Source organism: Acinetobacter portensis (genome assembly GCF_023158935.1).
Lineage (GTDB): Bacteria > Pseudomonadota > Gammaproteobacteria > Pseudomonadales > Moraxellaceae > Acinetobacter > Acinetobacter faecalis.
Genome location: NZ_CP096121.1, coordinates 142,270 through 164,637 on the forward strand (window position 1 = coordinate 142,270; position 22,368 = coordinate 164,637).

Below are 22,368 nucleotides of genomic sequence, written 5' to 3' on the forward strand. Positions count from 1 at the left end.
TGTAAGATTTTGACTGGATTAACGTCTAAAGAGAATAAATCATATTTTGGAGCTAAATATAATGCATGACATTGTACAAGATTATTATGGAAAACAATTACAAAATTCTACTGATTTAAAAACCAGTGCCTGCTGTGATATCAGCCAGATACCTGAGTGGTTAAAGCCAATTTTAAGCAATATTCATGATGAGGTACAAAGTCGATACTATGGTTGCGGACTTGTTTGCCCACAACAACTCGAAGGTTGTCGTGTGCTCGATCTTGGCTGTGGTGCAGGTCGAGATGTCTACGCTTTAGCTCAATTGGTGGGTCCTACCGGTCATGTCACTGGTATTGATATGACCAAAGAACAACTTGCCGTTGCTCAGAAATATCAGCCTTATCATGCCGAAAAATTCGGATTCGATAATGTGAGCTTTATAGAAGGTTACATTGAGAAATTAGATGAGTTAAATCTAGAACCCAATAGCTTTGATGTGATTGTCTCAAATTGTGTGATCAATTTGTCACCAGATAAAGCATCTGTACTAAAAGAACTTTATAAGTTACTCAAAGTTGGCGGTGAGTTTTATTTTTCGGATGTCTATGCCAATCGACGTATTCCGTCACCACTACGAACAGATCCTGTACTCTACGGTGAATGTTTAGCTGGCGCGTTGTACTGGAATGACTTTATCCATTTGGCGCATCAAACAGGATTTATTGATCCACGTTTAGTGACTGATCGTCCTTTGGAAATAACTGATTCGGCTTTGGCTAATAAGATCGAAAATATTCAATTTTACTCAGCAACTTATCGCTTATTTAAATTACCAGTATTAGAGCATGCTTGTGAGGATTATGGTCAAGCTGTCATTTATCGTGGTGGTATTCAGCATGCACCGCAACGATTTAGCTTAGATAAGCATCATCACATCGAAAAAAATAAAGTTTTTCCTGTCTGTGGTAATACTTGGCACATGCTACACGATAGTCGTTTCGCTCCTTATTTTGAATTTATTGGTAACTTTGATCAGCACTTTGGAATTTTTGATGGATGTGGTAGTTCAATACCATTTTCACAAAATAATAATGAACAATCAGGTGATTGTTGCTAAATAAGAATAAGGACGAAAAAACATGGAGTTTATTGTTTTTATTGCTGCCCTATCTGTGGCATTCAGTAATGGTGCTAATGACAACTTTAAAGGTTTTGCAACAGTCTGGGGAGCTGGTTTATTATCTTATCGATCAGCACTTATGCTTGCAACTTTTGCGACTTTAGCAGGAAGCTTAGCATCCTTACTACTTTCTCAGACTTTAGTTCAGCAATTCTCTGGAAAAGGATTAGTTCCTGATGTAATTGTGAGTAATTTATCATTTATTGCGAGTGTTGCTAGTGCTGGGGCAATAACAGTTTTCTTGGCTACTCGGCTTGGTTTTCCTGTATCAACTACACATGCATTGTTGGGTGGATTGATTGGCTCAGGGCTATTTTACGGCTTCGATCATGTAAACCTCACACAACTTTTAAATTCATTTTTATTACCAATGCTGGTCAGTCCAATACTAGCTGTGCTACTAGGTATCGTGTTATTCAAATTATTTCATTTTTTACGGTTAGACAATAAACAACTTAACAAGGACTGTATTTGTGGACCTGTATTCAAGCCTATCGTACAGGTAGAACAAACTCATTCCCTAGGTTCAAATCTTGTTCAACAACCCAACTTGACTAGTACGATGTATATAGATACTCAGGAAAATTGCCAAAATCTAGTTACTCCTATTCACTTGTCTATATCAAAATCATTAGACCGATTACATATTGGATCAGCAATAGCAATCTGTTTTGCCCGTGGTTTAAATGATACACCGAAACTGGTTGCACTCCTCATTGCCGCTAAGATGTTAGATCAGTCTCATGCTGTTGTATTCATTGCAATCATCATGGGAGTAGGCGGTCTTTTGTTTGCTCGTAAAGTCGCACAAACCATGAGCCAACGCATTACTCAAATAGACCATGCTTCTGGCTTGGTCGCAAATCTGATCACAGCTTCTTTAGTTTTGTTTGCCAGTAAATTTGGTTTACCTGTATCAACAACCCATGTTGCAGTTGGTGCAATTGCTGGGGTAGGTGCAAGCTCAAAGCGTATTGATTGGTCTGCTTTGCGAAATGTATTGCTCTCTTGGGTGGTCACCCTGCCTTTCGCAGCAGGGATTGCATGGTTAAGTATGTGGGTTTTCTTATGATATCGGTAAAATCGCTTTTAAGCGTTTATAGGTCTCATCACTCATTTGCTCAATTGGCGTAACCAGTGCTGATGCTAAGGCCTGATGGGCAATCGACGCAGGTTGCTGTATCGCAAGTAATGCAACCGCATGCTGAATCACTTTTGCCGCATTGGTAACATTCCGTTTTAAATTTTGAATCGCATAATCAGCACTCACATCTTGTTCATGTGGATGCCAACAATCGAAATCAGTGACTAATGCTAATGTAGCATATGCGATACTTGCTTCCCGCGCCAATTTTGCCTCAGGCATATTTGTCATTCCCACAATATCTGCCATTTGTCGATACCAATTTGATTCAGCCCGACTCGAAAACTGAGGGCCTTCAATACAAACATATGTTGCTTGTGGATGGCATGTGTGTTCAGGTAAAGCTTGCTCACAAGCCGTACTTAGAATATGCGCTAAAGCTGGGCAAACAGGGTCAGCCATAGATACATGTGCAACTGCACCTTGACCAAAAAATGTTCCTGCTCGCTGTTTAGTTAAGTCAATAAATTGATTTGGAATCACTAGATCAAGTGGTTTAAGTTGTTCTTGCAAAGAACCAACAGCTGAAATCGAAATAATATATTTAACCCCTAGTGATTTGAGCGCATATATATTGGCACAATACGGTACTTCTGATGGAAGGAATTGATGTCCCTGACCATGTCGAGCTAGAAAGGCAATATGTACACTATTTATTTCACCAACCACAATTTCATCTGAAGGGAGACCATAAGGTGTCTCTATACGAAGACGTTCAACCTGTTGTAAATCTGTGAGCTGATATAAGCCACTACCACCAATGACTGCAATATCTATTTTTTTCATGTTTTCTTCCATTCGTATAGTCAAATTATTCTGTTAGACGTTATTGATTTAAAATTATTACATTTTAAAGAATTTATCACATCGAGAATAAGCTTTACGTATTATGTTATTTTTTCTTATTGAAAGGCATGAGCAACATATGTGTTAAGGATATCGTTTGTTCTGGCTGTTGATGCGACAAACCAATTTCCATCCTTTCATGGCCCAATTTCGGTTGATCAATATAAGTGCCGAACAACCGATCCCAACAAGACAAATTAAAACCAAAATTTCGATTCATTTCTGAATAATCTGTTGAATGATGCACTCGATGCATATCTGGTGTGATAATGAACCAACGTACCCATTTATCGACAGTACACGGCAATCTAATGTTACTATGATTAAACATAGCTGTCGCATTTAATAAAATTTCAAATATTAATACTGCTATGGCAGGTATACCCAATAAGACAATAACAGCGAACTTGATCAACATAGAAAGTAAAATTTCAATAGGATGAAATCTAATACCCGTAGACACATCAAAATCAGGATCAGCGTGATGCACACGATGAAATTTCCATAACCATGGTACAGCATGAAAAATCACATGCTGTGCATAAATTGCAACGTCTAATAGAGCAATACCTAAAATGACTGACACAGCTTGGTTCAAATGTAAAAAATTGAATAAACCTACACCATACTGATGACTTAGATAAGCAATACCTGTAGCACTGATCGGCAATAGCAAACGCACAAATACACTACCCAATAAAGCCATGCTTAGGTTGGTAGCCCAGCGTTTATGCTTATTAAACCGCAACTGTCGACGACTCCAGTATTTTTCTCCTATATATATAAGAAATAAGATGCTAAGGAAGCACCCCAATCGTAATATCGATTCATGCTGAAAGACTGAAATATTCATCATTTGCTATTTTTCTTATCCTTAAAAAAGTATTCTGAATTTTAATCGACATATTATTTTTCTGTTCTGCTTGGTTTTGAAAAAAAAATTGATAACATTCTAATCCACAGGAATTTAAAAGATATTCACCACCTTCATCCGTCAATGCAATGTCTAATGAAATGCTCTTTTGGCACTCATACAGAGCTTTATTGTTATCATACCTTAATATTCTTTCTATACGCATATTTATTAGGTGATAGTCATGCAGCACAATCTGACAGTCAAAAAAATGTTTATCATCTCTTTACTAATTGATTTAATTACCAAATATATTTTTTAAAGCTCGCTATAATCTATTTTTGGGTAACCAATAAGACTGTCCATTGAATACAACAGTGAAACCATCCTCGATCTCAGTAATCATTTCCGTTTTAATCTTTAGGGCATCAATGTAAGGAAGTTGATGAAAATATCTAAGTCCACTTCTGACCCAACTTAGAATAAATTCACTGTCTCTTAAATCAGTTTGGGTAAGTGCAATAAGTTCCATTTCTAGTTTTTTCTTTTGTTTAGTCTTTAAAAAATCAGATTTTTTCAATTTTAAATAATCAATGGAAGCACCGTAATTCTCATTTAAAAAGTTAATGAATCCAGTGAGTGCAGCAGCTTGACCCGAATAGTCAGCCAAATACGCTTTGATATGCTCCAAATTTGGTAATTGGGTACTTTCTTGCCCCATTGATAACATCAACGCCACAGCAGGCTTTACTGCCAACCGAGCTGAACGTATTGAAGTCTCACCTCGTTTGATTTTTTCTTCTAATTTATTCTTGTATTCCAGTACAACATCATAAGCCAAAGATGGTTGAAAAATACTTTGCACAAGCTTTTCCATCTGATCTCGTTCTGAACAACTTTTTTTGATATCCATATCTATTTGAATGTCATGAACTTCTTTAAGCCATTGTGATGTGGTTCCGTTAATTAGACCACTCAATCTAGTTTTATAAGTGATAAATCCGCTCTAAATATTTAAATTATGCTGCCATTACTTTTGGTAAATGTCGATCATAAAATTCATTTGGTGTTGCCTTATTCAAGCTTGAATGAGGACGTATCGTGTTATAAAAATCCAAATATTCAGCAATTGATTGTTTTGCTTGTTTAACCGTATCGTAAGCCTTCAAATAGACTTCCTCATGCTTCACACTGCGCCATAAACGCTCAATCATTACATTATCCATCCATCGTCCTTTCCCATCCATACTGATACGGATATTTCGCAATTTTAACTCATTCAAAAATGCCTCGCTTGTGAATTGACTGCCTTGGTCTGTATTAAACACCTCTGGACAACCATATTTCACAATTGCTTCTTGCAACGCATCTATGCAAAAGTCTGTTTCCATACTGATCGATACACGATGAGCCAGTACTTTACGACTATGCCAATCTATAATTGCACACAGATAGACAAAGCCTTTAGCCATAGGAATGTACGTGATATCTGTACACCAGACTTGATTAGAGTGATCGATGACCATGTTTTTCAACAGATATGGGAAAATACGGTGTGCAAGATTAGGCTTACTGGTATTGGGTTTTGGATACAAGGCATGTATTCCCATCAAGCGCATTAAACGTCGGACTTTACGCCGACCTATTTTATGTCCTTGACGCTGTAGCATATCTCTTATCATTCGACTGCCCATAAATGGGTAGTCGAGATGAATTTCATCGATTAGACGCATCAAACTCAAATCAGTTGATGAAATCTCTTTGGGCTTGTAATACAACGTACTGCGATTGATTTGAATCAATTGCGATTGTTGTCGTACCGAAAGTTGATGGGTCTTATCGATCATTTTTTGCCGCTCAGCTGCCCTATTTTTCTGAGCGCACCTTCTAAAAAATCAATTTGCAATGCCTGATGTCCTATCTTGGCATGTAGAGCTTTGAGGTCAATCTCAGGTTCTTGTTGTGCTGTTGGTCGTGAAAAAATATTGATTGATTGCTCAAGCAGTTGATTTTTCCAATCAATTATTTGGTTTTGATGTAAGTCGAATTGAGTAGAAAGTTCAGCGAGTGTGTGGTCGCCTTTAATTGCTGCGAGAGCAACTTTAACTTTAAACTCTGCTGAATGATTACGACGTTTTCTTCGTGTCATGGTTGACTCCAAAAACAAGCATTTCCCATGCTTATTGGGGAGTAGATTATCACTTATAGGCGTGGTCTAAAATCCTAGAACCACATCATAGCATCACCAATTCAAATTTTCTAAGTCCACTACTTCGTAACCTTACTAATAACTGCTTTGGGGTAGGCACAGATTGATTCCAATCTATTTCGGTTTTCATAAAGAAATGGGTATGTTTATTTATATATAATGCAGCTTTATGTGATCCAACTTTCTTTTCTAACCAGCCTATATAGTTTTCATACTGCTGTTTTAAGTCACTAGACTCAAATACTTTCTGATTTTGATCAAATTTATTCCATAAATTTTGATGCCAATAACAATCATCGCATAAATCAGCACAACCTGCTGCAATCATACAATGACATGCTTTACAGGATTTCTGAGGCTTATCTCTACATTTTTTACACGTTCTTTGTCCTGATGTATCAGACTCCAATAAACGATGCTTCTGGCACGATGGACATGTCTCATAATCTCGTGTCGCACATTTTGGACATACCCGTAGATCATCATTAAATCGTGAAATTCGGGTCAATTTTTGTGATGGTGTACCACATCGCTCACAAGGCTCAATAGGTCTAAAATACACGGAACAACTATTACAGACCACACCATACTCTGTTAGCTTACCTATTGGTTTATTTGTCTGATTACATCGAATACAGGGTTGTTTCTTAATACATTCATTACAAATGGCTTGTTCATCATCTCTAGGGAGTCGGGCAAAGTCACCACAACTTGGGCATAATCGTTTTTTAAAGTTACGAGCATAACAAGTCGAACAATATTTCTTGCCTTTATATCGTTTTTTTATGAAAGAAACAGACTGGTTGCATCCATGACAGTCATGTTCAATAACATTTTCAGTCAATATGCCTCGCTCCACTATTATTGCTTCTTCTTAATAAATTTAACCATTGACGTTGTACACTTGCTTTAGATTTTGGCTTAGTAACAGTTATTGCTGCACGAGAGACAGGATAATGTCTTGTAGGCTTAATCATTAAATCTTTCATCTGTTGGAGCTGAACAGGCAGCTTCTTACGCTTATCCCAAAAGTTTGCATGACTAATTCCGTATTCCTTTGAACGCTGTATTAGTAAATTACAGGGAATATCCATAATCTGATCCAATATTGAAAGCAAAACTATTCGCTCTTGAGTATTCAGATATTCAAATGCCAAAGGAGTAATTGGATTTGGAAGATGTAAATTTACGTCAAAACTTTCAAACAATTGAATCACATTTTTATTTGGCGTATTGACCAAAAATCTGATCTCACTGAGCCATGCACGAGCAATTTCAAACCATACTTGAGAAGTTACACGTGATTGATTATAAAAACCAAATTTTTGATTTAAGACTTGCTCTGCTTTATCTTGGAAGTTTAAAGCGTTTAAATTGATATTTTTGCTTCCCTCAAAATACCTTAAATCAAAACCACATACTGTACAGATCGCCAAGCAACCATGTTCTAAATCCGCTTTAAATGGTTGAATCGTCGCACCACATTCAAGGCAATGGTCAATTAAATAGACTCGATGTCGATCACAATGATAATGCCACCCCATACGCCACATTAAACGCAAATAAGGCGGATTTTCACGACTTTTCAAGCATTCAACACACACTTGTCGACCTGATATATTTGAACGGTTTCGTGTGCCCAAGGATAAAACCCAAGGGATATTTTGCTTTGGATCATAATTTGGGTGTATCTGAGAAACAATGCTACTCAACATCGATTGCTGTATATTCTGTTTTGACTCAATACTATGAGATAACAGAGCATCGAACCTTTCTGCATCTACTCCTTTATCTAAATCAATTGTTAAAGCTCTCCATTTCCCCCATAAAGCCTCAACGAGAACCATAGGTGAGCATCCTACATCTAATGCAGAACGGATCAGCCACGATGAAAATATTTCCCCCTGTTGAATGGGAGTTCTGATATACCAACATTGTTCAGGTTGACTCATCTCTACCTCCCTATAATGATTTCGCAGAATTAACTCAGGCTGAGATTTATATTTCTAATATTTCTTAAACCCTCCGTAGGTTTAAGCCATTTAAACTTATGTACGATGTCATAGGTAATTTCTTCATCACCTTGTAAAATGGCTTCTTTGGCACACTCCACTAGTAATCGATTTAAATCTCCCAGATTTCCACCTGACACTTCAAAAATCAACGTAGCAATCTCTTTGGATGCAAGATTAGACTGTTTTTTTAATGGCAATAGTCGAACATAGCTGACTAATAATCTTAAAAAATCTTGATTGAGTTCCCATTTAGGTAAATTCACCACATCAAAGCGACTGGCATATTGCGGATCAGTATGCAGTATGGTGATTGCTTCACGAGTACCGACACCTACGATATTCAGACTCAATTCATTGCTGAGGTTCTTGAGCGTATTCATGACTTCGGGAAGCAATTTGGCTGAACCTGTCAGACAATTATGAATTTCATCGATAATCAACATTTTTGTTTCATACTTACGCATCAAGTGTACGGCTTGATTTCGTAATTTGGCTTCAGGATCACTTGCCCGAAATGGCACAAAGAAGTGATTTAAAATATTAATATAGAGTTCTTTAACATTCGCTTTTGCTGGAGCAAGTATCGGCAAAACAGGCTTGGTCACGGACAACAAATCCATGTCGGCATCACTTACGGTTTTTGTATAATACTGTCTAGCAAACTCATGAATGATGGTTGTTTTGCCCATATTGGAGTCGCCAACAATCAACAAGCATTCTGGTCTTAGTTTCCTAGGGCGATTCAGAATATCAGTCAATGTATTCATGATGGTAATAGCTTTCTTATAGCCAATCCATCGATCAGTAAATAATGTCTCAATCCGTTCACTATCGCTTAATTGCATGATTTCAAGTACATGCTCTGCAAGATGTTCATATTTTTCCATCACATCACCTCAAATCATCAAATGCAGTTAAAGGGGTACTCCACAAATCATCACTTGTCTGAATGCTTTCAGAAACTACAGCCTTTTTAGACTGATTCTGTTCGGAAAGCTGAGTGATGGCTTTTTCATTTTCCTTTTTTCTTTGGTTTGAGCGACGTTGCTTTCGAGTCAAGCTTCGAGCCTGATTAAGCTGTTCACGTAGATGTAAAATCGCCTTGTAAATCTCATCTTGATTCTGAACATCCTGACGCTCACTTTTGAGATAGTTCTGAACCTGCTTATATTCAAATAAGCTAATCGGTGGTATCTCTCGCTTTGCAGTAGGTACTTTAAAATAGGTATTAGAAAATGGCTCATAAAACCAAATCTGTGAAATATCCCTCGGATCACGTTTAAACAAGAATTTTCTTTTACGCTTTCGATTATTGTCCTCTGGATCAATAGAATTAACCCATTGTCTTAAACAGTCGGCAAAATAGAATAAGTTATCTTTTTGCACCCCTGTACGCTGAATAGTCGCTTCAAATTCAGGTAGAAAGTCAATAAACAAGGTATCTTCATCTGATACACGTTCTTTCAAACCTGTACCTGCTGTCGTCTTCGTCCCCCAAATACCTTCTTCCCATTTAACTATTGGGGATGTTCCTAAAGCGGAATGTTTCTTCTGGTGATAAACTTTAGTAATCCAATAAACGATATAGTATTCAAGCTCTTTTAATGTCATACAGGCTTGTTTCGCGGAATCATAAGTTCCACGCTGCTGCACATTTGAAAAAGTTGTACCATCCAAGACATGCATTTCAAGATTGACGATACCAAGCATACGCTCGATGTGACCGCCAAACCTTGCCCCACCAATTGGTCGGTATTCCCAATGAATCCCATACTTTAGACAAGCTTTACTGATGTGATTGGTTCTAAAATCGGGTCCATTATCTGTATGCACCGAGTCCATGATCCCTTCGACCTGCCATTCAGCATCAATATCTAGTTCGATTAACTTACGTTTTTTTGACAAAATACAAGATGCTATACACATCGCCACTGAAGTCGTACTTGGCGCTTCTAGTGATAGGTAATACCCTACGATCATCCGACTGAAAACATCGATTGCCAAGGTTAAGTGAGGTTTTCCAATCGCTTCTCTGAACTCGTCATCCACGATTTCAATATCTAGAGGTGTATGATCAATCTGCACATATGCCAAAGGGTAATCAGCATTTGGAAATGAACCCGCAGCAGCCTTAAATTTATCTATTGCAGCTTTAGATCCAAGACGTGCTTTCGTTACTTGGTAATCATTTAAAGCCTCGATTCTTCTACGAATAGAGTTTTCATGTGGTGCTTCAAGCTGAAGTCGTGAACACTCTGCTTTTACAATTTCAATCGTTTTGGAAATACTGGGTTTCTTCGCATTCAAATATTCATCATTGATAGCTTGTTTAATGATATTGCTCACTTGAGGTGACAACCTTGATTTTTCAGTTGTCCAACCTCGTTTTTTGGGAATCAACGCCATTAGAGAATTATTTTCTCGATAATCTTTAAGCCACTTCCACAATGTTGAACGATTTACATCATATTCATTCGCCCTATTTTCGACCAGTTCAGTGGTTGAATACTCAATCAAAGGCTTAATAATCTCATAACGTTGTAAAGCAATCTGCCAAGCTTCATTACTGATATCCTTATCACCTTTGTTTAGGTTTTCAGTTAGCGTATTTTCCCCATCAAAAACGGTCAAACTTTTAGCATTGACCTGTAAACTACGTACCGAATCAAGACTTGATATAACAATGTCATTGGCATTTAAAACATTAACAATTTTATAAGGTTTTCCCTCATAACCAACAACCACATTGGGTTTTAGAATGATACGACTACGATCAATACTGACAGCATTAGATTCAATCATTTAGATATTCCTCACAAACGCATCATTTTGGTTCACCCATATCACTGTTTTAGCCGTTAAAGGGCAATACAAGTCACAAGCAATCATTCGCTTTGCCACTAGTGCCCAAACTTGGTGAATCCCTTTTAAAACATTGGTTTTATCTTTAAAAAGATGAGCAGGTAACTGATTAATTGTTGATTGACCTAATTTTTGCAGAGTATCGAGTAATAATTGTTGATCAACGGCATCTACATGAGAGCGTCTAAATTTTTTTAAGAAATTAATATTTTCCCAATACTGATCATATAATCTTGTTTCACTGATAATCTTAAATTTCCACCCTTTATCAACAGCAAAACGATGGGCTGCTCTAAATTTTGGTTTTAACTTATCCCAGTCCTCAACAAGCTTTTTCTTAGGTTTAATTTCGATGAGCATTGGTACTGGAAAATCCTCAAAATCATCACAATTCGAGCTTAAAAACTGCACTAAAAAGTCAGGGGTGTAGGTTGATTGATTACCCAATTCAGTGATGTAGGGGATAACTACAGGTTGACCTATAACATCAATCACATTGTTATTAAATTCTTGCTTAAGTATGAAATCACGCTCAAGTGTGGATTCAAACCATATGGTTTTTTCACCTCTAAAAGCATAATTGCCTGAAATACTCCCGTAAACAGTTTGGGCTTTTCTAACAGGTGAGTATTCATCACTCAATTTTTTCATAAAAAATTCACCATTCAGCCAATCGTGCGTATTAATGTAATTTTGTAAGCCACTCTTATCTATTTGTATAAATAATCTAATTTAATTGTGTGAAATTAGAGTGACAACCTATTGATTATCTATAATGCCACTCTATTATATTGCTGTAAATGACAGCCTGAATACCCATTTTCTTCATTAAAGTACGTGTATGACGTCGTCCTATATGATGTCCTTGACGATTCAACAAATCACGCATCATACGACTGCCTGCAAAAGGATATTGCATATGTAATTCATCAATACATCGCATCAGCTTCAGATCTGATGCACTCACAGGTTTTGGGCGATAGTAATAACAACCACGGGAGACTTTCAGCAGCTTAGCTTGCTTAGATACTGAAATCTGAAGTGAGTCGTCGATTAACTTTTGTGGTTGAAGCGGCCCAGTTTCTTCAACACACCTTCTAAAAAATCAATTTCTAATGCCTGCTCACCGATTTTTGCATGTAGTTTTTTTAGATCGATGGGTGGTTCTGTTGGAGCTTTTGATTGATCGAAAGCTTGCGAGGAAGCTGAGATCAATTGATTTTTCCAGTCAATAATTTGGTTTTGATGAACATCAAACTCAGCACTCAATTCAGCAAGTGTTTTTTCTGCTTTAATCGCAGCAAGTGCTACCTTAGCTTTAAAATCATTTGAATGATTTCTTCTTGGTCTACGTGCCATAAAATACTCCATATATTGATGTTTATAACATCATTTGAGGAGCAGAATATCACTTATAGGAGTTGTTCAAATTTACGGATCCATCTCTCTCTCGTACACTTAGAAGATAAGCATCTGGATTCGTTTTTAATTCTTTATCTAACATTATTAGCTTATTCAACATATCTTGGTTTGTCGTCTTGGGAATGATCCAACCGCCAAAACTAATATTGTTTAATTTGATGTTAGGTAGTGGATCTTGTCTATTTTGTTCCAGTAACCAAAGATAGTTTTCACTACAAACAAATAAGACTTTTAATTCCTGATCAATGCGCCGTAAATCACAATATCTGAATAGGTTTACGTTACCTGGTGCTTCAGCATTGATAATTGGTTTTTTTCTTGTTTTTTCACCATGTAACTTAAAGTATTTAACACAACTTTCAATGTCACTTTTTAAATTGATTGGTGCAGTTTCTATTGGTGCCTCTGATAATTGTTCTTCAGCATATTCAAAATAGATCCAACATACATCTTGGTCTTTTAGCTTTTCAAAAAGCCAATCTGGAACGTCATGCAATTTTTGTTTTAGTACAAATGGTTTTCCTACATTCGTAATCTTGACGCTTCTTTTCTTGTACGTGTCCAGCTCCCCTATCTTCTTCACGCCACTTTTATATAAATAACGGTTTTTGAGAACTACTTTACTCTTTTTTACCTCTTTTTCAGGTTTAGGATCAGTACTGGATTTTTCAGGCTCAACATTCAAACAAAAGTAATCTATTCCTTTGGTAAACAATTGAAACTTCCCCTCCTTTTCAATTAAGGCAAAATTCCCTCTGATTTCAGCACCTACTATATCTTTAGATATTAGAAATCGATCATCAACGGTTTGTTCATTTAAGAGCAGTAAAGCCGATTTAAAATCTACTTTGTGTTCTGGTATTACAACATAACCGTGGTCAAACAACTTTTTGCTCACTCGGATAACTGTGTAAATATCCATAACCAGCTCCTTATATTATTTCCTGTAATTTTGGTTGATGTATTCTTGGATCGCTACAATTCTTTTTTCTGAAGTAGGATGCGTTGATAAGAAATCAATTTTAGTGCCCTGTTTTTCTTGGGCTACTACTTTATTCCAAAAGCTGACTGCGCCCTGTGGGTTGTAACCAGCACGAACCATAATATCAACACCTAGAAGATCCGCTTCACTTTCAAGTTTGCGCGAACCAGGTAAGTTAACCCCATAATCGCCTAGTAAACTTGTGCCAGATACAACCATGTCACCAAGACCAGCCGAACTAGCTGCAAGCACACCTAAACCAGTTAAAAGCTTTTTACTTACCTTTTCACGCCCATGATCACGTAAAGCATGTGCAATTTCGTGGCCGATCAGTGCAGCCAATTCATCATCAGTTGCATTAATTTTTGTGATAGAACCAGTCAACACACCGATCTTGCCTCCAGATAGACAAAACGCGTTGATTTCATTATCTCGGATTGTATTAACTTCCCAATTCCAATTTGCTGCGTCAGCTCGATAATGTGGAACTTGTGCGATAAGACGTTTTGCTACTCTATTTACTTGAGCGTTATTCACAATCAATCCACGCTGTTTAGCAGTCGTGATGATGTTGTTGTAAGACTGAGTACTTTGCTGAAGATATTCTTTTTCAGAATACAACATGATTTGTTTGCGTTTAGAACCCATTCCATCAATAGTACTAGATACGCAACCAGTTAAAAGAGATCCGGCAACAGCCAAAACACACAAAGATTTCATCTTAAAATCAAACATTTTGTTTTCCTTTATGTTTAAAAACATTTAACAAGTTAAAACTGCGCTTATTAAGCTTGTTTTTATCTTCCAAATCAGTAATACATTTAAACTCTTTTAAGATGTTTTTGTAATGCTCTTTTTGTTCATTTTCTGACTTATTAAAACCTTTCAAAGCTAACTGTTCAATAGTTTTAGGGCTGAATAATTTCAGAAGAACTATATTTAATATTAAAGTACCAGCCAGTAAGCCCAACGCATAAAGCTGAACAACTGAAGTACTGTATTTAGGTTCCATCGGACCAAGTGAACCAAAGCATATAAAGCTAAATACAGATAAAGTAACTGCAGCTATAAAACTAGATACCGTAACTCTAATCTTGAACTTATATCGTGCAATTAAAGCGACAATTAAAAAACCAAAAAGTATGGTACCAATTGCCGTAGCCATTATGACTAAAAAGAGCCCAGGGTTTGTGTTTGATGGATCTAACATTTCCATAGAATATCCTTAAATAAAACCCTTGCTTTCTAATAGGGTGAAACGATCTTTAAACAGTACAAAGAATGTTTTTTTAACGCTTTCGTACTGGTGTTTGATAATGTCTAAAGCACTATCATATGCACCTAGTTTCACGTAATTAACAAAATTGGCATGATCAAAACCTTTAAGTTTGTGACGTTTAATAAAGCCCTTAAAGTCTTGCTCTTTTTCTTTAAATTGATTCTCAAATTCAAAGAAAAGTTTGCCTAATTTCATGCTGTATAGTTTTAAATTGACAATAAATTCGACTAAAGGTGTTTCATTTCCTCTAATCGTAACCAGCATGTCTTTATCTTTTGTGATTTCGAGCGATGGTAAAAAATTAGAAAAATTAACCAGTAGATCACTTAATAAAACTTGTTTATTAAAGTATGTGACCAAAACAGGTGCGCTATCTGGCACATACGCTTTGATACGTTCAAATTTACTTAAAGCTTCTGGAGAAGCATGACCACTAAGGGCTAATTTCACTAACATATAATTCACTCGACATCTAATTCATTTTTTAAAACCAATTTGTATTTTGGATGAACCCCAAGTCTAAGTTGAAGTAATGTCCACGCTTGCTTTGTTATTAACTTTTCGCCACTTTCAAACTTTGACCACTGTATATTGTTGTACAATCCTGTGTGACTAGACATTTTGGTTTTACTTAAACCACTCCAGACTCTTAGTTGTTTTCCTAAGACTGGTATTGGAACCAGCATTAAACCATTGTCCTCTTGTTCCTTTAAAATCTTTAAAGCTGCCTTTTTACCTACTAATTGACCGCCATCTTCACAAATATAAGTAATACGAGCTGTATATTGTTCAGAGTTTAAGCACTCTTCTAACAATGCTAGAACTTCATCCTGAGGATTCGTTAAACCCCCTCCAACCGTATCGCCTGTATCAGTTTTAATCACGAGTTATACCTTTTAAGATAGATATTCTTATAGTATATACGAAAAACATTTAAAAGATTTTTTTAAAAAAACAAAATGTTCATTTTTTGTATTTTAGCTAAAACCACTTATAATATGATTATTGGTATTAACCAAGGTTTAAAACATATTGAAAGGTGTTTAAAATGACTAACTCTAAAACTAACGCTAAAACCAAAGAGAACCGCTTAAACCAAAATGGCAGTTTAAGCAAAACCGACCAACGCAAGCTTAAACCTATTTCTTTTTGCTTATTAGATACAGAACAAGTGACAATGCTGGAGAAAATTGAAAAGTTTCAATATGGCAATTTCTTTAAAAACATTATAGCTTCTATGACTGATGAAGAAGTTGAACAGATCGCGAATAGCAACAAGAAAAGCGATCCAATCATTCCTCAAAAATTACTAGATCTAAACATCACAAAAGGTTTCTTATCTTGTCGTTCAATTGCAAAGGTGCTTTTTAAACACAATAAAGTTGAATCTATGCTGCATGAGCTACGTAACTTTATCTCTGACGAATTCATTTTAAAGTTAGCTGAAGACCGCAACTTAACACTATCTATAAGCGACTCAGAAGTCGATTCTAATACCTCTTCAGGTATGTTTGATGATCGCTATGCGATGGCTGATACTGGCTATAAGAGCCGTACAACACCTGTTTTCAATCAGCAAAATATTGAATCTATAAAATCCATTGTTCGTGAACATGAGAAGCTTCCAAAACATGTCGAATTAGACAATGATTTCATTGAACAGTTTATGAATGACAATCCTGAAGTATTCGCAAAATTATAAAAACACAAACAAAAAAAACCATCTAATTTTTAGATGGTTTTTTTATGTCTTAATTATTTCTAGAATCAGCTATAAAGCTTCGCTGGCTCGTCTGCAACTGGTATCACTGGCTGTACTTCTTGCATAAGAATTTTAGTCACTTCATCCAGTGGTGCAATGTTGGAAGGTAAAAACTCTATTGCTTCAGGAAATTGTGATTTAAGGTAAGCATCTATGGCTTTGTGAATAGCTCGGTACCATTCTCGCGATTCGCTCTCTAAATTAAACATGCTTGAAATTGAAGCTTCTAGATCCGCAATATATTTACTTGGTAGTAAAGCTTTACGCTCCATATAAGCTTGATGTGCCATAGCAAGCCAGATAAAGCGATTTAATTCCTTACTACTTCCCTCTACGCTATTATCTTTAAAGTTCAACGTTCTAAATTTGCAAATGTGAAAATGTTGCTCACTAAAATATTTAAAGAAATCTTCATACTCAATTACAGAAATGGATTTTTGTAGCACCAATGGTATATCTAATGCGAGATCCACTTCGACTTTACGTGTACCAATGCCATTTTTAATAACAAATTTCATATTCACCTCAAAATAAATTAAATTGTTTAAAGGTGTCTTTATCATTAAAAGTAACCAGGTGATGCGATTCAATTAACGATTTAAGGTCCTTAGCCTGAGCAACTGGCTGTATTTCAATGCTGGCGATTTGTGCAGCTTCATGAATTAACCCTATGATTTGAGCACGGCTTTCTAAATATGCAGATAGATCGCGAGTTTCTTTGAATGAAGAAATGACAAAGTTAATATTCTTTTCTAAATTCTCACTCAAACTGCTTAGTGTTTGGTTAATTGGTGCATACTTTTCTATATGCTCTAAGACTGTTGCATGATCTAGAAAAAAACTAACTTCCAGCAATAATGAATTGTAAAAATCAATAAAGTTCGTTTCTTTTTCAAAGATGAAAATTTCTTGGCCATCTTCGTCATTAGGTATCTCAATTGAACCTTTTGAGATCTCAAAACTTTCATCCCCCAACAATGTATGCAGAATTCGGCCTAAGTGTTCTGCATGTGGTTTGCTGTTAGTAAAGTTGATTTTCAAGTTTTCATTTGAATCAGCAATACGGACTAAAATATAGTTTGTTGTGTGAAATAATTCATCTGCATTGTCAGTAAAATTTAACATTGAAATCTGATTATCTGTTCCAGCATCAGAATCAAGTTGCTTATCCAAAAATTCATGGTTATCAATAAAAAGCTTAGCTACACCGTTTGTAATAATGCTTTCGTATTCACCAAAGTTTTGTGCAAGGTATTCGCTCATTAAATTTGGCAGAACTTCTAATAAACTTTTTTTAAGATCCGATAATTCAATAGCAGAATTGAATAACGAATCTGGCACAAGGTTCTCTACCTCTTCATCAAGTGCTTCATCGTTTGGTGACAACCCTTTTTGCTGTGCAATTGCATTACGGAAGGAAGCCATAATTGAGATTGTCAAAATTGAAAGTGTTACCGTTTTAACCCATTCACTTTTCACATCGTTAGGCACGTAAAAAGCGCAATTACTAACCCACTGGTGGTTATGATTAAGAATCCGCTTTAAAGGGGTTTTAGTGGCTGGAAAAATTTCAAAGACAGTATTTAAGATTGGGTTTTTACCCAATTTGATGCTTTTATTATTACCGTAAAAATAGATGCTGCGAATATCAGACATAATATACTTTCTTAAACTTAACGTTGGTTACATATTATCACTGATTTAGTTTTAAAAAATATTTTTTAAAACTATTAATTTTATTTTTTTGTGTTTTAATTCTGCCCTTGTTCACTGCTTTTAAAACCCAAAAAAACAGGTAACTTTTGCTTAGGCTACGGTGGGAACTTGGTATTACAGTGTTATTTGGTAGCTAAAAAATTAAACATTGATAAACTATTGATAGTAAAAGAGATAAGGAATAGATAGATTTCTTTGCGTGTAGGGATATACTTTTCATCAAACATTTTGTTTATCGCATACAGAAGTGAAGAAAAACATAAAATGAATATGATGATTTGCAATATATATGATGGAGTATTGAGGGTTTCTGGTAGATATTTAATCTTGTATATCGTTGTATTTAAAAACATTTCAAACACAAAGAATACAACTACAAAGATGTAGCAAATATTGAAAATGGCAACTAAGTTGTATGCCGATTTGAGTACCAGGCCTGTCATCGATTGTTCACTTGAATCAATCTCACCCGTTTTTGGAATTTTAAAAAGCACAACGCATTCCAGTTTTAAGAGTGTATCTATTATACTTTTAGAATACCTTTTATCAACTATAAAACTTTGTTATTAAAATAAAAAAATGGCCTTTTAAGACCATTTTAAAACACCCTACCCTCCTTTTAAGACTAGCCGTTGTGCTTATCTTTAGAATCACGGTAAGTAGAGATATGGTAGAAGAAAAAGCACGATAAAAGTGAGAAAAGCACCACCCCGAACGTGTTCCAAAATCTGCTATTTGATAGTTCAGAAATACGTTTATTGATTTCTGAGATAACACATGGATTCGCTTTTGCAACTTCAACATTTACATTGCAGACTTCAGCATATTGGAATAGGAATGTTTTATGGCCAATATCATACATTTCTTGGATCTGGTTAATATTGGTCGTATTCAGAAGAACCATAACAAGAGAGATCAGTGCTACAAATATAGAGATAACAAGAAAGCACTTCACAATGATTTCACGAGCCACATCATCAACACCACTTAAATATCTTTCGAGCAATATATTTAGCTTAGTTCGACCATCAAGGATAATGTTATAGTCATGTTTTACTTCATTATTTCCTGTATGGTTTTGATTTGTTGGTTCAACAGGAATGTCAGATAATTCGGCTGGTAAAGTGACTGCAATTACATCTTTTTGTTCTTCAGGTGCTAAACTTTTATTGCTGCTGTTTGATACAAAATCTTTTAATAAGGGTACTGGCTCACTTTTAAGGTGTTCTGTTTTTACAACCTCGTGAGCCGACTCATTTGCATCGAATAAGATCTTGTCTGTTCTTTCTGGATGCTTGAGATGTATATATTGATAAATAAAATAATTGATCTTTTGCTGTAAGACCGGGCTTTTATCAACTTCACTTTCCACATCTGCACCAAAAGTCTCAGTTATAGATGATTTTAATTCTTGTACTTCGGATTGATTCAGCAATTGATATAGTTCATATATTGTTTTAGAACTGATCATGATAAAACCCACATTAATATTCATTAAACTGTTAGTAGTATATAGAATGTGGTTTTAAAATAAATAGGTATGTTTTAAGAATAAAAAAAACCGCCTTTTAAGGACGGTTTTAAAAGGGGGTTTAATTAGTATAAACAGTTGCCGTTTGCACCAATAGAGCGTCCATTCTGGCTTAAATACCGTTGTACGGTGTTAGCAACATCTCTTGGGAGTTGATTATTCACTTTTTGTATAACATCGACTTTGTATTTATTCTGACAACTCACAATACCAGCCAACATGTTATTGATCAGTGATGTATTGTCTTTACCATCCAATTTACGTGTTTCTTCGTTTATCACTATGAATTGAACAATATTTAGATAGTTATTCGTGAGGTTGTCACCACTTTTTGATGACTTGTTTAGATTCTCAATGGTCGAATTCAAGTTATTCATTCGTGCTTCAAGGCCAGAATCACCAGTGACATTTGCATTATTGTTTTGGTAACGCGTAGCTGTGGTGTTCCGATTAGAATTATATTGTCTTTGCTGTATCGGCTGTTGCTGAACCTGAACTGGTGCTTGCTGTTGAATTTGACCAGGTGCTTGCTGTTGTTGAGCTGGCACTTGCTGAGTTGAATCTTCATTTGAAGTTGCTTTTTTATACCAATCACTAAAATCGGCATTTGCACTACTACTCAATATAGTAGCCGTAAAAATTGCACATAAATAAAGTTTATTATTCATTGTCTGAACTCTCTTTACCGTTGTAGTTCGCTGGACTAATAGCTTTTAAACTGAACTCATTTGCAAGTTTCCACAACCGCATAAATGTCTTTTGCTTTTCTTGTACCCAATAGTCCTTATCTTTTTTTAGAAGATTCTTTAATACATCTGAGTTCAAGTGGAAATTATCATCAAAAAAATGTTCAAACAGGAGTTCTGTTAAATAGTTTTGAGTTAACGTTTTTTTATTTTCATTACCCGTACCAAAGAATATTTGGCAAAGCTTTGTGCTTTCACACACGAGATCTATGTATTTTTTCTCGTCTGCATTTCGCTGGTGGCGCAAATGAGGATGTGTAATAAAAATAGAATTACGTATGAAAGCATAATCAATAATTACAGTAGCTTCCGTTTTCTTTGAAATGTACTCAGCGTTTGTAAGAATTTCACAAGTGGTAACATCAACTTTGTCGCGAATATTAATGAATTCGCTTGAGAAAGTAGATGCACTTTTGTTTTCGATCTCAACTTTCTTATCACGATTTCTCAGATAAAGTAAATTATCTGCTTGCTTCATATCGTTTAGGAATCTTTCAAAGAAGTGATTACTTTTATATAGATCTTCTAGAGCTCGCGTAACATAAGACGCAACCAAATTAAGATTTTTAGCTAAATATGATGGTCCATTCTTAGTTGTATAAGCAGCTAAACGATCCTTAACAAGTTCTATTACTTTTTCAGGTTCACCATTATTCAATCGAATTGCTGAAGTGAAGAGCGCATTACTGATTTTAAGCTCATTGCCCTGTTCATCCTGAACCTTTGCACACATTTCATTTAATGTATTAAGCGCTTTACGATAGTTGGACTTCAACTGAATCTGAAAACGATAATTGCAAAAATTGTCACGATCTGGTGTACGCTTATTGCATGGTTCATACTTAACAGAAATAAATAATTCAATAGATGGATTGTTATTCAGTCTTTCTAATGAAACAAGAAGTCGTTTACGGTAAAAATCACTTGCTTTGTATTTAAATTCTACTGAAAACTCGGTTAATGCTTTGAAGTCAATGTAAGGAATAACCACTTCGCCACGAAACTCATTGATCTTCATCAAGTTATACATATAAAGATCAAAACGGTCCTTAAATCCAAGAACCGTTAAAGTGTCGAGAACTGTGTAGCGCCCCTTTTTATCAAAATCTAATTCAGATAGATTGGCAATCAACGTTTCTTCAAGCTGATAGCAAATAAACGCATTGTTATCTAATTCAAAATAGCCCGTACTGGCAAACATTCTTTTATGAGTTACGCTGTCTACGTCATTTCTTGAAAATGGTTCGCTGTCCATTTGGCGTAAAGAGCTCATTGGTAGCATCACTTTACCAACACTATTTAGCGTATTCCATGCCAAAGATTTGATACGGCCATTGCTAAGGTAATTAGCTTTATTTTTGAATAAAAGAATTTGACGGATGTATTCAAAATTCAGAACAAAGTTGTTCGCTAGTTGTAATGCTTCAATTTGGGATAATTCAGGTTTTTCAGCGATAACGCGCTGCAGCTGATGTGCATACTTATTTTTGGCATTCACCAACATTAAGTAAAAAATGAATTGATCAACAACTGGAATATCTAGATAACATTCGACTATGAAATTACTGATTTTGTTGCCGTAACCCAAGAGATCCATGGTTTTTGTTTCGGCATTAATAATTGAGTCTTTGATTGACTGCGATAGTCCAAAAATTTCATCTTCTGAAATTCCTTTACTTATGCAGACTTGTGAAGAATCTTGCATAACTGCTCCACTTTAGACAACGTACAACGTACATTGCCTGAGATTGAATTAAAAAATAAAAATAAAAATATATTTGCAACCCAACTAACGTTGTAGTCTTTTCGCTTTAAAGCTGTGTATATACTAACTAAATT

The 22,368-nt window shown here is 35.7% G+C and carries 21 protein-coding genes and 3 pseudogenes; 3 read left to right on the plus strand and 21 right to left on the minus strand.

Features of this window, described 5'->3' with window-relative positions:
- The first annotated feature begins 61 nt into the window (after positions 1–61).
- Complete coding sequence (locus tag MZO21_RS13510) at positions 62–1,099, plus strand: methyltransferase domain-containing protein (protein WP_248103645.1); 1,038 nt, start codon at positions 62–64, stop codon at positions 1,097–1,099.
- Between the two features lie 22 nt (positions 1,100–1,121).
- Entirely contained in the window at positions 1,122–2,234 is a 1,113-nt protein-coding gene (locus MZO21_RS13515; protein WP_248103648.1) for an inorganic phosphate transporter, read from the plus strand.
- Here the strand turns inward: MZO21_RS13515 and mtnP are convergent.
- The 16 genes and pseudogenes from mtnP to MZO21_RS13595 form a co-directional block, all read right to left on the minus strand.
- The gene (mtnP, locus tag MZO21_RS13520) at positions 2,229–3,092 is read right to left on the minus strand and encodes an S-methyl-5'-thioadenosine phosphorylase (protein WP_248103651.1); all 864 of its coding nucleotides are present in this window, start codon (positions 3,090–3,092) and stop codon (positions 2,229–2,231) included. The two genes, MZO21_RS13515 and mtnP, sit on opposite strands and share 6 nt — an antisense overlap.
- Before the next feature lie 106 nt (positions 3,093–3,198).
- Positions 3,199–3,858: a sterol desaturase family protein gene (locus MZO21_RS13525; RefSeq protein ID WP_248129702.1), complete on the minus strand. Its 660-nt coding sequence runs from the start codon at positions 3,856–3,858 to the stop codon at positions 3,199–3,201.
- 121 nt (positions 3,859–3,979) lie between these two features.
- A complete protein-coding gene (locus tag MZO21_RS13530; protein ID WP_248103657.1) occupies positions 3,980–4,231 on the minus strand; it encodes a DUF3330 domain-containing protein in 252 nt (83 codons plus the stop codon).
- Between the two features lie 102 nt (positions 4,232–4,333).
- A pseudogene (locus tag MZO21_RS13535) lies at positions 4,334–4,954 on the minus strand (hypothetical protein); the annotation flags it as partial.
- Positions 4,955–5,024: 70 nt separating this feature from the next.
- A protein-coding gene (locus MZO21_RS13540; RefSeq protein WP_089024817.1) for an IS3 family transposase occupies positions 5,025–6,154 on the minus strand; the annotation gives its coding sequence in 2 pieces (ribosomal slippage) (positions 5,025–5,902 and positions 5,902–6,154; 1,131 coding nt in all).
- Positions 6,155–6,245: 91 nt separating this feature from the next.
- Positions 6,246–7,058, minus strand: a pseudogene (locus tag MZO21_RS13545) (transposase); the annotation flags it as partial.
- Positions 7,051–8,166 carry a TniQ family protein gene (locus tag MZO21_RS13550; RefSeq protein ID WP_248104148.1) on the minus strand — a complete coding sequence of 372 codons (1,116 nt, stop codon included), beginning with the start codon at positions 8,164–8,166 and terminating at the stop codon, positions 7,051–7,053. The gene MZO21_RS13550 and the pseudogene MZO21_RS13545, both read right to left, overlap by 8 nt.
- A 29-nt stretch (positions 8,167–8,195) precedes the next feature.
- Complete coding sequence (locus tag MZO21_RS13555) at positions 8,196–9,116, minus strand: TniB family NTP-binding protein (RefSeq protein WP_000417085.1); 921 nt, start codon at positions 9,114–9,116, stop codon at positions 8,196–8,198.
- A gap of 4 nt (positions 9,117–9,120) precedes the next feature.
- The gene (locus MZO21_RS13560; protein ID WP_248104146.1) at positions 9,121–11,031 is read right to left on the minus strand and encodes a Mu transposase C-terminal domain-containing protein; all 1,911 of its coding nucleotides are present in this window, start codon (positions 11,029–11,031) and stop codon (positions 9,121–9,123) included.
- On the minus strand, positions 11,032–11,742 hold the full coding sequence (locus MZO21_RS13565; protein ID WP_248104144.1) for a TnsA endonuclease N-terminal domain-containing protein: 711 nt from the start codon (positions 11,740–11,742) through the stop codon (positions 11,032–11,034).
- A 151-nt stretch (positions 11,743–11,893) separates the two neighbouring features.
- Positions 11,894–12,462: pseudogene (locus MZO21_RS13570) on the minus strand (IS3-like element ISAba14 family transposase); the annotation flags it as partial.
- A 37-nt stretch (positions 12,463–12,499) separates the two neighbouring features.
- Positions 12,500–13,435 (minus strand): hypothetical protein, encoded by a 936-nt coding sequence (locus MZO21_RS13575; protein WP_005028393.1) that lies wholly within the window; start codon positions 13,433–13,435, stop codon positions 12,500–12,502.
- Positions 13,436–13,450: 15 nt separating this feature from the next.
- Positions 13,451–14,230, minus strand: a complete 780-nt coding sequence (locus tag MZO21_RS13580) for a M48 family metallopeptidase (RefSeq protein ID WP_005005756.1) — start codon at positions 14,228–14,230, stop codon at positions 13,451–13,453.
- Positions 14,223–14,711: a hypothetical protein gene (locus tag MZO21_RS13585; protein ID WP_005005757.1), complete on the minus strand. Its 489-nt coding sequence runs from the start codon at positions 14,709–14,711 to the stop codon at positions 14,223–14,225. The genes MZO21_RS13580 and MZO21_RS13585 overlap by 8 nt, the downstream gene beginning before the upstream one ends.
- A 9-nt stretch (positions 14,712–14,720) precedes the next feature.
- Complete coding sequence (locus MZO21_RS13590) at positions 14,721–15,230, minus strand: hypothetical protein (RefSeq protein WP_005005759.1); 510 nt, start codon at positions 15,228–15,230, stop codon at positions 14,721–14,723.
- A gap of 5 nt (positions 15,231–15,235) precedes the next feature.
- On the minus strand, positions 15,236–15,658 hold the full coding sequence (locus tag MZO21_RS13595; RefSeq protein ID WP_005005760.1) for a hypothetical protein: 423 nt from the start codon (positions 15,656–15,658) through the stop codon (positions 15,236–15,238).
- Between the two features lie 164 nt (positions 15,659–15,822).
- Here MZO21_RS13595 and MZO21_RS13600 point away from each other — a divergent pair, with 164 nt between their 5' ends.
- Positions 15,823–16,476, plus strand: a complete 654-nt coding sequence (locus MZO21_RS13600) for a hypothetical protein (protein WP_005005764.1) — start codon at positions 15,823–15,825, stop codon at positions 16,474–16,476.
- Positions 16,477–16,541: 65 nt separating this feature from the next.
- Here the strand turns inward: MZO21_RS13600 and MZO21_RS13605 are convergent, their stop codons facing one another.
- The 5 genes from MZO21_RS13605 to MZO21_RS13625 form a co-directional block, all read right to left on the minus strand.
- Positions 16,542–17,054 (minus strand): hypothetical protein, encoded by a 513-nt coding sequence (locus MZO21_RS13605; protein WP_005005767.1) that lies wholly within the window; start codon positions 17,052–17,054, stop codon positions 16,542–16,544.
- Between the two features lie 7 nt (positions 17,055–17,061).
- A complete protein-coding gene (locus tag MZO21_RS13610) occupies positions 17,062–18,192 on the minus strand; it encodes a hypothetical protein (RefSeq protein WP_005005771.1) in 1,131 nt (376 codons plus the stop codon).
- A 685-nt stretch (positions 18,193–18,877) separates the two neighbouring features.
- A complete protein-coding gene (locus tag MZO21_RS13615) occupies positions 18,878–19,687 on the minus strand; it encodes a hypothetical protein (protein ID WP_248104030.1) in 810 nt (269 codons plus the stop codon).
- 161 nt (positions 19,688–19,848) lie between these two features.
- Positions 19,849–20,451, minus strand: a complete 603-nt coding sequence (locus MZO21_RS13620) for a hypothetical protein (protein WP_005005776.1) — start codon at positions 20,449–20,451, stop codon at positions 19,849–19,851.
- Positions 20,444–22,234 carry a hypothetical protein gene (locus MZO21_RS13625; protein WP_005005779.1) on the minus strand — a complete coding sequence of 597 codons (1,791 nt, stop codon included), beginning with the start codon at positions 22,232–22,234 and terminating at the stop codon, positions 20,444–20,446. Before MZO21_RS13625 ends, MZO21_RS13620 begins: the two co-directional genes overlap by 8 nt.
- Positions 22,235–22,368: the final 134 nt, after the last annotated feature.

Bases quoted from the DNA above. Each gene is read 5' to 3' on its own strand.
- MZO21_RS13560 (WP_248104146.1), bottom strand. From the start codon at position 11,031: ATGATTGAATCTAATGCTGTCAGTATTGATCGTAGTCGTATCATTCTA.
- MZO21_RS13585 (WP_005005757.1), bottom strand. From the start codon at position 14,711: ATGGAAATGTTAGATCCATCAAACACAAACCCTGGGCTCTTTTTAGTC.
- MZO21_RS13555 (WP_000417085.1), bottom strand. From the start codon at position 9,116: ATGGAAAAATATGAACATCTTGCAGAGCATGTACTTGAAATCATGCAA.
- MZO21_RS13590 (WP_005005759.1), bottom strand. From the start codon at position 15,230: ATGTTAGTGAAATTAGCCCTTAGTGGTCATGCTTCTCCAGAAGCTTTA.
- MZO21_RS13605 (WP_005005767.1), bottom strand. From the start codon at position 17,054: ATGAAATTTGTTATTAAAAATGGCATTGGTACACGTAAAGTCGAAGTG.
- MZO21_RS13575 (WP_005028393.1), bottom strand. From the start codon at position 13,435: ATGGATATTTACACAGTTATCCGAGTGAGCAAAAAGTTGTTTGACCAC.
- MZO21_RS13525 (WP_248129702.1), bottom strand. From the start codon at position 3,858: ATGGCTTTATTGGGTAGTGTATTTGTGCGTTTGCTATTGCCGATCAGT.
- MZO21_RS13530 (WP_248103657.1), bottom strand. From the start codon at position 4,231: ATGCGTATAGAAAGAATATTAAGGTATGATAACAATAAAGCTCTGTAT.
- mtnP (WP_248103651.1), bottom strand. From the start codon at position 3,092: ATGAAAAAAATAGATATTGCAGTCATTGGTGGTAGTGGCTTATATCAG.
- MZO21_RS13600 (WP_005005764.1), top strand. From the start codon at position 15,823: ATGACTAACTCTAAAACTAACGCTAAAACCAAAGAGAACCGCTTAAAC.
- MZO21_RS13550 (WP_248104148.1), bottom strand. From the start codon at position 8,166: ATGAGTCAACCTGAACAATGTTGGTATATCAGAACTCCCATTCAACAG.
- MZO21_RS13610 (WP_005005771.1), bottom strand. From the start codon at position 18,192: ATGTCTGATATTCGCAGCATCTATTTTTACGGTAATAATAAAAGCATC.
- MZO21_RS13625 (WP_005005779.1), bottom strand. From the start codon at position 22,234: ATGCAAGATTCTTCACAAGTCTGCATAAGTAAAGGAATTTCAGAAGAT.
- MZO21_RS13620 (WP_005005776.1), bottom strand. From the start codon at position 20,451: ATGAATAATAAACTTTATTTATGTGCAATTTTTACGGCTACTATATTG.
- MZO21_RS13515 (WP_248103648.1), top strand. From the start codon at position 1,122: ATGGAGTTTATTGTTTTTATTGCTGCCCTATCTGTGGCATTCAGTAAT.
- MZO21_RS13565 (WP_248104144.1), bottom strand. From the start codon at position 11,742: ATGAAAAAATTGAGTGATGAATACTCACCTGTTAGAAAAGCCCAAACT.
- MZO21_RS13580 (WP_005005756.1), bottom strand. From the start codon at position 14,230: ATGTTTGATTTTAAGATGAAATCTTTGTGTGTTTTGGCTGTTGCCGGA.
- MZO21_RS13510 (WP_248103645.1), top strand. From the start codon at position 62: ATGCATGACATTGTACAAGATTATTATGGAAAACAATTACAAAATTCT.